The 13,928-nt window shown below is 51.9% G+C and carries 11 protein-coding genes; 1 reads left to right on the top strand and 10 read right to left on the bottom strand.

Annotated elements, in window-relative coordinates:
• Nucleotides 1-59: 59 nt before the first annotated feature.
• The 4 genes from ACJJIV_RS11155 to glmU form a co-directional block, all read right to left on the bottom strand.
• Nucleotides 60-1,331 (bottom strand): dihydrolipoamide acetyltransferase family protein, encoded by a 1,272-nt coding sequence (locus ACJJIV_RS11155; RefSeq protein WP_444889006.1) that lies wholly within the window; start codon nt 1,329-1,331, stop codon nt 60-62.
• Entirely contained in the window at nt 1,328-2,323 is a 996-nt protein-coding gene (locus ACJJIV_RS11150) for an alpha-ketoacid dehydrogenase subunit beta (protein ID WP_444889005.1), read from the bottom strand. Before ACJJIV_RS11150 ends, ACJJIV_RS11155 begins: the two co-directional genes overlap by 4 nt.
• Nucleotides 2,323-3,414 carry a pyruvate dehydrogenase (acetyl-transferring) E1 component subunit alpha gene (pdhA, locus tag ACJJIV_RS11145; protein ID WP_252083941.1) on the bottom strand — a complete coding sequence of 364 codons (1,092 nt, stop codon included), beginning with the start codon at nt 3,412-3,414 and terminating at the stop codon, nt 2,323-2,325. The genes ACJJIV_RS11150 and pdhA overlap by 1 nt, the downstream gene beginning before the upstream one ends.
• A gap of 126 nt (nt 3,415-3,540) precedes the next feature.
• Nucleotides 3,541-4,902 (bottom strand): bifunctional UDP-N-acetylglucosamine diphosphorylase/glucosamine-1-phosphate N-acetyltransferase GlmU, encoded by a 1,362-nt coding sequence (glmU, locus tag ACJJIV_RS11140; protein ID WP_252083942.1) that lies wholly within the window; start codon nt 4,900-4,902, stop codon nt 3,541-3,543.
• Nucleotides 4,903-5,116: 214 nt separating this feature from the next.
• On the opposite strand from glmU, the gene ACJJIV_RS11135 reads away from it, so the two are divergent.
• A complete protein-coding gene (locus ACJJIV_RS11135; RefSeq protein WP_444889004.1) occupies nt 5,117-8,458 on the top strand; it encodes an amidohydrolase family protein in 3,342 nt (1,113 codons plus the stop codon).
• Between the two features lie 118 nt (nt 8,459-8,576).
• Here ACJJIV_RS11135 and ACJJIV_RS11130 read toward each other — a convergent pair whose 3' ends face one another.
• The 6 genes from ACJJIV_RS11130 to atpD form a co-directional block, all read right to left on the bottom strand.
• Entirely contained in the window at nt 8,577-9,371 is a 795-nt protein-coding gene (locus tag ACJJIV_RS11130) for a formate/nitrite transporter family protein (protein ID WP_444889003.1), read from the bottom strand.
• Nucleotides 9,372-9,634: 263 nt separating this feature from the next.
• Nucleotides 9,635-10,267, bottom strand: a complete 633-nt coding sequence (locus tag ACJJIV_RS11125) for a glutathione S-transferase family protein (RefSeq protein ID WP_252083945.1) — start codon at nt 10,265-10,267, stop codon at nt 9,635-9,637.
• 176 nt (nt 10,268-10,443) lie between these two features.
• A complete protein-coding gene (locus tag ACJJIV_RS11120) occupies nt 10,444-10,884 on the bottom strand; it encodes a VOC family protein (protein ID WP_444889002.1) in 441 nt (146 codons plus the stop codon).
• 20 nt (nt 10,885-10,904) lie between these two features.
• Nucleotides 10,905-11,894, bottom strand: coding sequence for a hypothetical protein (locus tag ACJJIV_RS11115; protein ID WP_252083947.1), 990 nt, complete (start codon nt 11,892-11,894; stop codon nt 10,905-10,907).
• 191 nt (nt 11,895-12,085) lie between these two features.
• Entirely contained in the window at nt 12,086-12,505 is a 420-nt protein-coding gene (locus ACJJIV_RS11110; RefSeq protein WP_020413901.1) for a F0F1 ATP synthase subunit epsilon, read from the bottom strand.
• A gap of 18 nt (nt 12,506-12,523) precedes the next feature.
• Nucleotides 12,524-13,927: a F0F1 ATP synthase subunit beta gene (gene atpD / locus ACJJIV_RS11105; RefSeq protein WP_444889001.1), complete on the bottom strand. Its 1,404-nt coding sequence runs from the start codon at nt 13,925-13,927 to the stop codon at nt 12,524-12,526.
• Nucleotide 13,928: the final 1 nt, after the last annotated feature.

Raw genomic sequence — 13,928 nt, 5'->3', positions numbered from 1 at the left:
CACAGGAATTTCAAAAAGGCAGAGTCCCAACAGGGAAACAGCAGAAATGATGCCGCTACTCAGGTGGAAAGCGCGGCTAGCATCGCCTGGAGAAAGCGCGCCAGTTCACCGCCGGTCACCGCTCGATGATCAGCACTAATAGAAAGCGGCAACAGTGGCCGCATAGCCGGCCAACGGTCTATGACGACGACTCCTTGGCAAACCCTGCCCGCACCGACAATGGCCACCGTAGGGGGCAACACAACGGGTGTCGCATAGCGCCCGGCAATAGCACCAAAGTTGGACAAGAGAATCGTTGCGCCCTGCAAATCGCTCTGGGCGATTCCGGTCTCCCTGGCCTGATGCTTGAAGTCGGCCACCTGGGCCATCAGTGATTCATCTGATCGCGTGGCTACATCTTTGAGCACAGGGACATATAGGCCTCGCGGGGAATCTACCGCCAATCCGATATTGACGGGCTGTTGAGGAGAAAGCTGATCATCTTGGAAATACGCATTGAGGGTAGGCTCCGCAGCACAGGCAGACTGCACAGCGCGAATCAGTCTCAATAATGCCGGTTCGCTGCCCCACCAACTGGAGATATCCGCATCATCACATAGGGTAATCTGCGCCACCTGGTCCCTAGCGCGGCTCATGGATAGGCCCATGGCACGCCGAGCCGGGGACATAATTTCCCCAGGCTCTTGAGCTTTTATCAAATCCCTCTCAGGCAAAGGCTTCCTTGTATTTTGCTCAGCTTGACCGGTAGCTATTTCCGCGGCACTAAATTTTGCCCCCGCGGCAGAGCGCACCTGTGCAGCTGTGATCAGTCCCCCGTCCGTGGAGAGCTTTTCCAAATTCACCCCCAGGCGCCGAGCTAGGGCACGAACCGAGGGTGTTGCCAGCCGTTTAGGTCCCTCAGTAAGACCCTGTTCGGCGCCGAGGACATCTTCACTCTGTTCGAGCTTCCCAACCACCGTTCCACTGTCGTCCCGCGACCAACTAGGTGCCGATGCGCCGCACACTTTTTCCTTTTCTGGTTCTTCCTGAATGACAGACTCTTTGGGGAAAGAAGCTTCAGCAGGCACTGCTGATTGCGATGTCTCTTGGCTACTGCCTTCAGCGACAAAGCCCACTAAGGGCTCACCCACATTGACGGTTTGATCCGGCTCTGCAAACAGCTTTTCTATTCTGCCTCCCCAAGGAGCTGGAACTTCTACCAGAGCCTTGGCGGTCTCAACGGTTACCAGGCTTTCGTGGGCGGCAATTTCATCTCCTTCGTGCACATGCCATTCCCGCACTACTGCATCCGGCAACCCCTCACCGAGGTCGGGCAGGGTAAAAATTTTCATGCCACCCCTCCATTTGCGTATTCGAGCACTTCGCGCACTGCCGTCATAATTCGCGGCACACCAGGTAGGTAAACATCTTCAAGCTGGTAATAGGGCATCACCGTATCGAACCCCGTTACTCTTTGCACCGGTGCATGCAATAGGTCAAAGGCGTATTCATTGATCTGTGAAGCCACCTCCGCACCCAGACCACAAAAACGTGCGGCTTCATGTATCAAGACACAGCGGTGGGTTTTCTCCAAGGAATCAATAATGGTGTGAATATCCAGGGGTTTTAGAGTGGCTAGATCGATCACCTCCGCTTCGATGCCTTCAGTGGAGAGCTGCTCGGCAACCTGCAGGGTCTCCTTCAGCGAAGCTCCCCAGGCGATCAAGGTGATATCACAGCCCTCTCGCAAGACAAAGGCACGGTCCAGCGGCAGAGCCTCACCATTGTCGACGACTTCCTGGCGCACCGCACGGTAGATCCTCTTGGGTTCGAGAAAGACAACCGGGTCAGGATCGCGGATCGCCGCCAGTAACAATCCATAGGCCCGTGCCGGAGAGGAAGGCACCACTAAGCGCAATCCGGGAATATGGGCGAACAGGGCCTCAGTGCTCTCCGAATGATGCTCTGGTGCATGGATTCCACCTCCATAGGGGGCCCGGTAGACAATCGGGCAGGAGAGACGGCCGCGAGTGCGATTGCGATAGCGCGCGGCGTGGCTGAGGATCTGATCAAGGCCGGGATAGATAAACCCCATAAACTGGAATTCGGCCACCGGTCGCAGGCCCTGCACCGCCATACCAATCGCAATCCCGGCAATCATATTTTCCGCTAGCGGAGTATCCAGTACCCGTTCATGGCCAAAACGCGCCTGCAGGCCATCGGTAGCACGAAAAACGCCGCCGTTCAGTCCCACATCCTCACCGAAGACAACCACCTTGGGGTCTCTCTGCATTTCGAAAGCGAGCGCCTGGGTAATCGCTTCGACCAGGGTAATTTGCGCCATCAGCTGTCCCCCTGCAATTGTTGGTATTGCTCGATAAAGGCCTCGGGCAAGGTTCCATAGAGGTGATCGAAAATAGCCGTAGACTTATCTCGAGGAGTTTGCCGATACACCCGCACTGCCTCCTCCAGCATCTCCTTCAACTCCCGCTGTAATTCCTCTTCCTGTGAATCTCCCCAGATACCCAGGCTTTCCAAATAGATTCTCAGCCGCCTGAGCGGCTCCCTACCCCAAGCTTCTTTGACGCCCTCTTGTGGTTGGTAGCGGCTGGCATCATCCGCAGTGGTGTGATCGCACAGACGATAAGTCACCGCCTCAATCATTGAAGGCCCGCCACCTTCATGGGCCAGTTGCAGCGCCTCCAACACGGCCTGATACACAGCGATAACGTCGTTGCCATCAACCTGTAAACTGGGGATACCGGCGGCGATTGCCTTCTGCGCGAGGGTCTTACAAGCAGTCTGCCCAGAACGGGGTAGGGAGATGGCCCACTGGTTGTTATTGATCACCACCACCAGCGGCAACTTCCAGTCCCCCGCTAGGTTGATCGCCTCATAGAAATCTCCCTTGGAAGTGGCGCCGTCACCGCCACTGGTAACCGCCGCGCGTATAGGCTCCCCCAGCTGCTCGTGTTTATATTTGAGCGCAAAGGCAACGCCGGCTCCATGCAACATTTGCGTGGCAATAGGTACGCTTAGCGGTAGATCCTCGCATACGTGGCGATAGTTCTGGCCGCGTTCATCTCCTCCCCAAATAGCGTAGATTTCCTCTATACGCACACCGCGCTCCAAAAGAGCACCGGTTTCCCGGTAATTGGGGCAGTAGACGTCTTCTTTTGCCATGGCGGCACCGACGCCCACACCGATCGCTTCCTGCCCAAGACTGGATGGGTAGGTACCGAGTTGACCGGTGCGCTGCATCTTCACCGCGCGATCATCGACCATACGCGCCAGGGTCATTTGCCGGTATAGGGAAACCAGAGTATCCGGGGTAGCGAAATCGGGCAGCGCCTGCGTAGTCTGTCCTGACTCATCCAGATACTGTAAAGAAGCGATATCAAAGCTGGCGAGCAGCTGCATTCTGGGCTTGTGCATCGGGCCATTCCTTTTGTTCCCGAAGCGCAAGTTTAATGGAAAGGAGATATCCCACCGGGTGGGAGGAGTGAAATCCCGCCGGAATTCGATTTTCCAGCGGGTTTCCCCTTTTAGGAAGGGTAAAAACTAATTTCGTTTAATGGGACGTTCCCAACCGGTGATATTGCGTTGCTTGCCCCGCGCAACGGCCAGCTCTTCACTACCCACCTCCCGGGTAATGGTGGAGCCCGCTCCTATGGTGGCACCACTGCCAACTTTCACCGGAGCAACCAGAGCGGTATTGGAACCAATAAAGGCGCCGTCACCAATTTCAGTAAGGGACTTATTCACACCATCGTAATTACAGGTGATGGTGCCGGCACCGATATTCACAGACTCACCCACGACTGAATCCCCTACATAGGAGAGGTGATTAATCTTGCTGCCGACTCCCACTTTGGCCTTTTTGGTCTCTACAAAGTTACCCACCTTGGCTCCGTCAGCCAGCTCGGTGCCAGGGCGCAGGCGAGCAAAAGGACCAATGGTACAAGCTTCACCCACATGGGCACCTTCAATGACAGAATTGGCCTCTACACGGGTGCCATCCGCCAGACGGCAATCTTTTAGCAGGCAATTGGGGCCAATCTGTACCCCCTTGCCCAGTAAGACATCACCTTCGAAGATACAGTTGATATCAATGGATACATCGGTATCGCATTCGAGGCTGCCACGGATGTCGATCCGGGCTGGATCGAGCAAAGTGACACCGGCATTCATCAGTGCCACTGCGCGGGTATGTTGTAAGGCCCGCTCCATCTGAGCCTGCTGGGCGCGGCTGTTGACACCGGCGACTTCCAGCGTGTCACTGGCACGCTCGCCCGTCACCGCGATCTCCTCACTCACAGAACGTGCGATGACATCGGTCAGGTAATACTCGCCCTGGGCATTCTCACAAGACAACTCAGGTAACCAACGAGCCAGCAGATCTGCCGGCGCCGCCAGGATACCGGTGTTCACCTCACTAATAGCCAGTGTATCGGCATCCGCATCTTTCTCTTCTACAATCGCCCGCACCCGACCCGACGTATCGCGCACTATGCGCCCATAACCGGCCGGATTGGCCATTTCTACCGAGAGCAGGGCTGGGCCATGATCCGCAGCCGACAGCAGGGACTGTAGAGTTCCCGCCCTGACCAATGGCACATCACCATAAAGTACCAACACGGTGGCACCCTCGCGGAACTGAGGGATAGCCTGTGCCACAGCGTGGCCGGTGCCCAGCTGTTCCGTCTGCTCAACAAACTTCACACCACTATCGGCAAAGCGCTGACGTACCTGGTCTGCGCCGTGTCCGACAACCACGGTAATTTCAACACCCTGCAACTGTCGCGCCGTCTCAATGACATGCCCCAACATGGGAATTCCGCCAATCGGGTGCAGCACTTTGGGCAAGTCCGATCGCATACGGGAACCTTTGCCCGCAGCCAAAATTACTACGTCAATAGTCATAATGGTCTGAAATCTCACTAACTCCTTAAATTTGTCAGCATTGTGGCTACTAGTCAGTTGTAACTCAACCCGATGTAACAGCTTGTCGCTTAACTCATCATGATTGCCGCCGGACGGCAATCCCGGTAATTTAGCCTCCTGAAGATCAATACGTTGCCCATTACAACAGTACAGTCAGAGCCAACGCAGACAATGCGGTGGAGGGAAATTGTCCATGAATACAATCGAGCAAAAAAAAACACGGCGCCATTTATTGGCCCTGGCAGCGCTTATGCTGTCCCTGCCCCTGGGAGCCGTAGCAGAAGCCGAAGGCGCTGAGGAACAAGAAGGAGATAAGGCAAAAGCCCAATCCTGGGATATCAACAAGCCGCCCTACGATTTTAAACCGATCCAGTTGGACACCCGCGAGACTACCTGGAGCAACCTGGATATCAGCCCAGATGGCAAAACCATCCTGTTCGATATGCTCGGCGATATCTACACTGTGCCCGTCGCCGGTGGTGAAGCTGTAGCCTTGACCAATGAAATCGCCTGGAATATGCAGCCTCGCTTCAGCCCAGATGGCAAGACTATTGTGCTTATCAGCGACCGAGACGGCGCCGACAATATCTGGCTCATGGATCGCAATGGAGAAAACCTACGTCAGCTCACAACTGAAAAGGAAAACCTGCTGCACTCGCCGAATTGGAGTCCAGATGGCCAGTACCTGGTGGCACGCAAAGGATTTATGTCCGGGCGCAGTATCCCCGCCGGTGAGATCTGGATGTACCACTATGGTGGAGGTGAAGGCCGCCAACTGAAAGAGCGCATTGGTGGCGATATCGCCCAGAAAAACATTGCCGACCCGGCTTTCTCCCCAGATGGACGCTACGTCTATTACTCCATCGACACCACACCGGGTACCGTATGGGAATACAATAAGAACTCCACCAAGGAAATTTTTGCGATCAAGCGCTACGACCTGCAGGACGGTGAAGAGGAAACCTTTATCTCCGGCCCCGGCGGTGCAGTAGCTCCTGTACCCTCTCCAGACGGCAGCAAGCTGGCCTTTATCCGACGCCAGGACAACCAAACTTCCCTATTTCTGAAAGATTTGGATACTGGGCTGGAAACCCCTGTTTACGCCGGCCTTGAGCGAGACCTACAGGAAATTTTCGGCCCTCATGGTAACTACGTTCAATACGACTGGATGCCCGATGGTGAGTCATTGGTCGTTTGGACTGGCGGTAAATTCCTACGTATCTCCATCAACGGCGACAGTGTTGCGCCGATTGCGGCTCATGTGAAGGTCGAGAAACAGGTCGCGGATGCGGTGCGCTTCCCTGTGGAAGTAGCCCCGGATACCTTCGATGTGAAAATGATTCGCTGGGCGCAAAAATCCCCCAATGGCAAGCAGGTCGCTTTCCAGGCCTTGGGCAAAATTTATATCCAGGATATTGCCAGCGGTGAACGCCGCCGGCTGACCCGCCAGGACGACCACTTTGAATTCTATCCCAGCTGGTCCCGCGATGGTCGCGAGATCACCTATGTCACCTGGGACGACCAAAAACTCGGCCATGTGCGTGTAGTATCCGCCCGCAGCGGTCGCGGCAAGAACATCACCAAACAGCCCGGCCTCTACGTAGAGCCGAGCTTCTCCCCCAGTGGTGACACCGTGGCCTACCGCCGCTTTACCGGCGGTTACCTACTCAGCCCCGAGTACTCTTTAGAACCGGGTATCTACCTGGCAGACGTCAACGGCAAATGGCAACGCCGGGTCGTGAAGTCCGGCTATGAGCCGCACTTCGGTGCTAGCAAGGACCGTATCTATTTCTCCGAGTACCAACACGCCGGCGGCGGCAAGCGCGTATTGAAGAGCACCAACCTGGAAGGCAAAGATGAGCGTGAGCACCTGCACGGTGCCGAGATTACCTCCTTCCGCCTGTCCCCAGACGGCAAGTGGGTCGCCTTTACCCAAGACTTCAAAGCTTTCGTCGCGCCTTTTATGCACACCGGCAAGTCCGAGGTGATCGGCCCTAATAGTAAAGCGGTCAAAGTCACCCAGGTATCCAAGCGCGCCGGTGAAAACCTGCATTGGTCTGCCGATAGTGACACCCTAGGCTGGGCACACGGGCCCAAGCTGTTCGAGCGGGAACTGAAAGACGCCTTCGAATTTGTCGCCGGCGCTCCGGAGGAACTACCAGAGCCGGTTTCTGAAGGCATCGACCTGAGCTTTGAGCAGTCCTTCGACAATCGCGCTGGCCTCGTTGCCCTCACCGGTGGCAAAGTCGTCACTATGCGCGATGCGGAGAACACCCGCGAAATTATCGAGGATGGCGTGGTTCTATTCCGGGGCAACCGCATTGTCGCGGTGGGCCCAGCTGCAGAAGTTGAAATTCCCGCCGAGGCGAAGCGCATCGATATCACCGGCAAAACTGTATTGCCAGGGCTGATTGACGCTCATGCCCACGGCGCTCAGGGTCGCGAAGAAATTATCCCGCAGCAAAACTGGAACCTGTTCTCCAGTCTGGCATTTGGCGTGACCACGATTCACGACCCCTCCAATGACAGCAGTGAGATATTCTCCGCCGCAGAAATGCAAAAGGCTGGCCTGATTACCGGACCGCGTATTTTCTCCACTGGCACCATCCTCTATGGCGCCAAAGGTCCAGGCTACAAAGCCAAGATCAATTCCCTGGAGGACGCTCAGTTCCACGTCAACCGCCTCAAGGAAATGGGCGCCATCTCGGTGAAGAGCTACAACCAGCCCCGCCGCGACCAGCGCCAGCAAGTGCTGCAGGCAGCCCGCGAAGCCGGCATTATGGTAGTGCCCGAGGGCGGCGGTAAGTACCAGCACAATATGAACATGATTGTGGACGGGCACACCGGTATCGAGCACTCACTGCCGATCGCCAATGTCTACGGCGATGTGGAGCAACTGTGGAGCCAAACCCAAGTGGGTTATACACCGACCTTCGTTGTGGCCTACGGCGGCCTCTGGGGTGAGGAGTACTGGTATGACCGCACCGAGGTATGGAAGAACGAGCGCTTGACCCGCTTTACCCCCGATTTTATCGTTAACCCCCGCTCTATCCGTCGCCCCACTGCGCCGGATGCCCACTACAACCACTTTAATGTGGCCCGTCAGGCCAAGCAGCTGCGCGACGAAGGTGTCACCGTACATATCGGCGCCCACGGTCAGCGCGAAGGACTTGGAGCGCACTGGGAGATGTGGATGATGGAGCAGGGCGGCTTTACCCCCTGGGAAGCCTTCCGCGCCGGTACCATCGATGGTGCCCGCTACTTGGGTATGGACGGTGATATTGGCAGCATTGAGACTGGTAAGCTGGCTGACCTGATCGTGGTTGACGGCAACCCCTTGGATAACCTGCGTCTGTCAGAGAACATTACCTACACGGTAATTAATGGCCGTGTGTTCGAGGCAGAAACCATGAACGAAGTCGGTGCTGGCGAACGCTTGGCATTCTTCCACGAACGCCTGCCTATCAGCGCTATGCCCGCTCCTACGGCAGAGGCGGTACAAGAGAAAATGGAACGCCACCACTGGGTACATTAATTCCCAGAGTCTTAGTTTGTATCCGGTGGCTTCCGCCGGATACAACTTTTAGGGCGCGGAGAACTATCAAAGCGCCCAATTACCTATCTCTTATAACCCTACTAAAGAGGGTTTTCGGCTAGAGCAAATTATTGGTGATATAGCCATATTTCAAAAGACCCACAAATACGGCCCCGCCAAAGGTATTACCCAACGTGGCTAAGATTTGAAAGCGCAGTACTTCCATCAAACCTACCGAGCCATCACCACCTATCCAGGCACTAAATATTGCTACGGCTCCTGTTACACAATGCGGCAGACTGCCCAGACCGATTAGAAAGGTCACTATTACAATAACCATTATTCGACTAATGGTGTCAGTACTGGATGAAACCAGCCAACCGAGTAAACCCATTAGCCACCCAGCCAAAATTACACCAAGACATAACGCACTATTATTCGTACTAATCAGCTTTTGACCATAGTAATCAAAACCTGCTGAGACAATGTTTTGACTGACTGAGACATAACCCACCAGTATCAACGCAAATAAAAAAGTGCCAATCATATTGCCGAGATAAATGAATCCCCAGATACGCCCCAGATTACGCAAACGCTGCCTTCTATTAGTAACTGGTAAAATTGCCAATGTCGTATGTTCGGTAAAAAGATCCGTGCGTCCTATAATGACCAAAATAAAGCCAACCGGGTAACTCATCGACAACACAAGGAGTAACGCCGATTTATCCAGCTCTTCATGAAAACTGCTAAACAGCGCTATCATCAAGAAAAAACTAAAACCAATTTCCAATCCCGCAGTAATAGATGACCATAACAGAGAGCGACTATCACATTCATATTCATGCAGGCTGGCATCCATCTGTCCACACAAAACCACCCGTTCACTCTTGGGTCTATCGCTATTGATACTCATAGAAAATCAGAATGGGAGATGAAAAAAATCACATCATGGGAAGACGCGACACAGCATTCAGGATAGCTGCTTTGGACTTGAACAAGGCCCTAACTAGCCTCGCCATTAAATTAAAAAAATCATAAAATATGGGGTAATTATTCACTCTAAATAATTACAGGTGATCTTCAAATACACCCAATACTTGTCTCCAGACTTTAACACTCATGCATTAAAAAGCCTCGTATAGCGAGGCTTTACATAGTAATCTCAAAAAGTGATAACTAAACTTCATTAACCTCTTCTATTAGAGCTTTATCCAATGCATGCGCTCGCTGGAAAGCTTCACGTTTAGATAAGCACTCAACATACTCCTGAAACTCTATTCGCTTCTCTATAGTGCCAAACTGAAGCCCCCATTCTAACTGGGCACCGATATAAACATCCGCTGCAGTAAAACGCTCACCGAGAATATAGGGTCCGGACTTAATCACCTTAGAAAGTGTGTCTAATGCCAACTGATAGGAACCGTAACCGAGCATTAGCTGCTTGTCTGCACCTGCCTCTTCCCCAAAGATATATTTATTCACAATGGCAGATTCCATAGGGCCAGCCGCAAAAAACATCCAGCGATAAAAGCTCGCTCTCTCATCGTCATTCATTGGCGCCAATTCTGACTCAGGGAACACTTCCGCCAAGTAAACACATATAGCTGAAGCTTCTGTAATAATTCTCTCACCATGAACCAGAGTAGGTACCTTACCCATTGGATTAATAGCAAGGTATTCTGTGGTCTTCATAGGTTCACCGTACTCAAGTACCTCTGTACGATAAGATAAGCCCAATTCTTCTAGCATCCAGCGCACTATGCATCCGCGGGACTGGGGATTAGTATATAAAATCAAATGATCTGACATGATTCTCTCCCTGAAAATGGAGAGAATAGTTTATTTTAATATTATTATTTTTCGAGAGACTTTTGCGCCAGTAGGGAGGTTCTTGCTGTGTGATTAGAATAATCTTGTAAATAATTAAGCTTTTAAAAATTTGATAAGGCTAATTTTTCATCACAGCCATTCAGCCATTCAGCCATTCAGCCATTCAGCCATTCAGCCAACTCTATCGTGATGTATTCAGGACCCTCAATGTATACCAACTTTCTGCTCAAATACTCTATAATTTGACCACGAATATGAACTCCATTTTTCTTCAAGTAGTCCACAGAAAACTCAATATCATCAACCCTCAAGCAAAGATGGTTATAGCCAGGTCTTGCCAGATTTAATAAATTGGAATCAGAAAATATCCTTGGTGTACGGAAGTGTAACAACTGAATTTCAAATCTTGGCTCAGCATTCTTCAAAACCATTGTTAAATGGTCTGCCTGAACATTGGGGACCTCCAGATATTTAGAGATTTTATCTCCTGAAATAACATCAGTAATCTCCAATTCAAAATCTAATAATTCAAAGAATTTTTGGCTTTTTTCCAAATTGGTGACAGCGATGGTTACATGATCAGGATTCTTTATCATCGACTAATCCTCCACTCTCTCTATCGATTCCTGGAAATTGCTCTACCAATTCTCTCGTACTGTTGGAGTAAGTTGGGCATACTCTCGGCGCCAATATATTCTTTTGAATTTTCGGCAAATCCTTTCCAATGAAAAGGAAACATCACTTCCACCTTGGAATTTGAAATAGCAAAGTTATAAGCTTGTCGAGCTCGAGAAATAAGTTGTGCCTCTGATAAAATTCCATAATCTCGATTAGTGGTCTTGAACCCTCTCGGAATTAAATAATATTTAGCATCCATATGCTGAGTTTTATGCATCAATTTTTCAACAATTTCGTCCTGAAAGTTCACCCCAACATAGTGATCAACACCGAATAAATTGTAGTTCTCTGGTACGATTAGCTGGAATCTAGCCTGACTCACAGTGTTGTGTGTAAATGTAATAGCAAGTTTTGCCTTAGGGAAATCTCTCCTTATCAATTCTCCAATCTCCTCAAGGTAATTTTTCAAATCTTTATCCGGTAACAGAGATCTTTGGAAGGGTTCATCTAGCGGATCAAAAGCGTAAATAATATCTTTAAAAGGCAGCAACTCTTGCCTGGCTTTTTCCCATCTATCCAGATAATCCTCCTGCTTACTTTTCCCAAAATCCTTAAAAAAAATAGGGGCCAAAGCCACCCAGATCTTTAACCCATGCTTCCTGGCAATTGCCATTAGGTCTTTATCGAAGTACCAAATATCAACGAAAGTAGAGAATCTTGCGACTTCAGGAATATCATCTTCATCCCAACCAGAGTGATAAAACCCAAATTCTTTTAGGTGGCTTGGCACCCTATTTTTCTCAGGAGTAATTCCTGTGACAAAAATATTACCGGGAATATAAAAAGGCTTGGTGTTACTGAGATATTCGGCGGGGGTGGGGGCGTCATAAAATTGAGAGTGGCTATTTACACCCAAGAACAATAAAAAAAATGTCAGAAAAATCGAAATTTTTCGAAATGAGGCCTGATACAACTTATTGAAAACCATAAATCAGCGCCACTTTAAATTGAATGAATACATTTGGCTAATTAAGCCAATATCCAGTATAGAAAAGGCACGGAGAAGAGAAACAAGAATAGGGATAATTACAGGGAGGCTTATTCTAGATGCAAAAAAAGCAGCCGAAGCTGCTTTTTTATCGCCTTGAAGTAGGCGCTTTACACAAATGTAAGCGCTACTTACTTGCCGGCCGCCTTGCGGATTGCCTGCAGAGTGCGCAGACGCGCCTCGGCTTCGGCTAGCTGGGCTGAGATACGCGCATAATCAACTTCAGAAGGCGCTTTGTGCAGGGCGTGTTCCGCTTCTTCGCGGGCCTTCTGCGCGGCTTCCTCATCAATTTCACGCTCGGCTACATCCGCGAGGATGGTAACCATGTTCGGCTGCACTTCGGCGTAGCCACCGCTGACGAACAGTACTTCCTCTTCACCACCGGGCTTGATGATGCGTACCGGACCGGGCTTCAGGGCGGTAAGCAGTTGTGCATGGCCGTAGGAGAGACCCAGCTCACCTTCGATACCACTCACTATCACCATCTGCACCAGTCCGGAGAAGAGAGACTGCTCGGCGCTGACAATGTCACAATGTACTGTCATGGCCATAGTATATGCCTCTCTGGCTTAGCCTTTGGTCTTGTTGGCTTTTTCCACGGCTTCGTCGATGGTTCCCACCATGTAGAAGGCCTGTTCAGGCATGTGGTCATACTCACCGTTCAGGATGCCCTGGAAGCCACGGATGGTTTCTTTCAGGGAAACATATTTACCTGGTGCACCAGTGAAGATTTCCGCAACGTGGAAAGGCTGAGACAGAAAACGCTCGATCTTACGGGCGCGGGCTACGATCTGCTTGTCTTCTTCAGACAGTTCGTCCATACCCAGGATCGCGATGATGTCCTTCAGCTCTTTGTAGCGCTGCAATACAGACTGTACGCCACGAGCCACTTCGTAGTGCTCTTGACCGATTACCTGCGGGTCCAGCTGACGAGAGGTGGAATCCAGCGGGTCAACAGCCGGGTAGATACCTTTGGCGGCGATGTCACGGCTCAGTACTACAGTAGAGTCCAAGTGCGCGAAGGTGGTCGCCGGAGACGGGTCAGTTAAGTCATCCGCCGGTACGTATACCGCCTGGATAGAGGTGATAGAGCCAGTCTTGGTGGAGGTAATACGCTCCTGCAGAACGCCCATCTCTTCCGCCAGGGTCGGCTGGTAACCTACCGCAGAAGGCATACGGCCCAGCAGTGCGGATACTTCGGTACCGGCCAGGGTGTAGCGGTAGATGTTGTCGACGAACAACAGTACGTCTTTGCCTTCATCACGGAATTTTTCCGCCATGGTCAGGCCGGTCAGGGCTACGCGCAGACGGTTGCCGGGCGGCTCATTCATCTGGCCGTAAACCATCGCCACTTTGGAGTTGGCTTTGTTTTCCAGGTCAACAACGCCGGATTCAGCCATCTCGTAGTAGAAGTCGTTACCTTCACGGGTACGCTCACCAACACCTGCAAACACGGACAGACCGGAGTGCTCGGTAGCGATGTTGTTGATCAGTTCCATCATGTTTACGGTTTTACCTACACCGGCACCACCGAACAGACCAACCTTACCACCCTTGGCGAACGGGCAAACCAGATCGATTACCTTAATGCCGGTCTCCAGCAGTTCGGTAGAGCTGGACTGCTCTTCGTAGGTCGGTGCAGCGCGGTGGATAGAGGAGCGCTCTTTCTCACCGATAGGGCCACACTCGTCAATCGGGTTGCCGAGCACGTCCATGATGCGACCGAGGGTTTCCAGGCCTACCGGTACAGAAACCGGAGCGCCGGTATTGCACACGGGCAGACCGCGGCTGATACCTTCGGATGAACCCATGGCAATAGCGCGTACCACGCCGTCACCCAACTGCTGCTGCACTTCCATGGTGAGGTTCTTGTCCTCAACCACCAGTGCGTCGTATACATTCGGAACAGAATCGCGTGGGAACTCCACGTCGATGACCGCTCCGATCACTTGCACAATTTGCCCGTTACTCATT

The sequence above is a fragment of the Microbulbifer mixtoriginis (SeqCode) genome (assembly GCF_052466765.1).
Note: the sequence above shows the minus strand (reverse complement) of the source record. Positions and strands in the feature narration are given on the sequence as shown.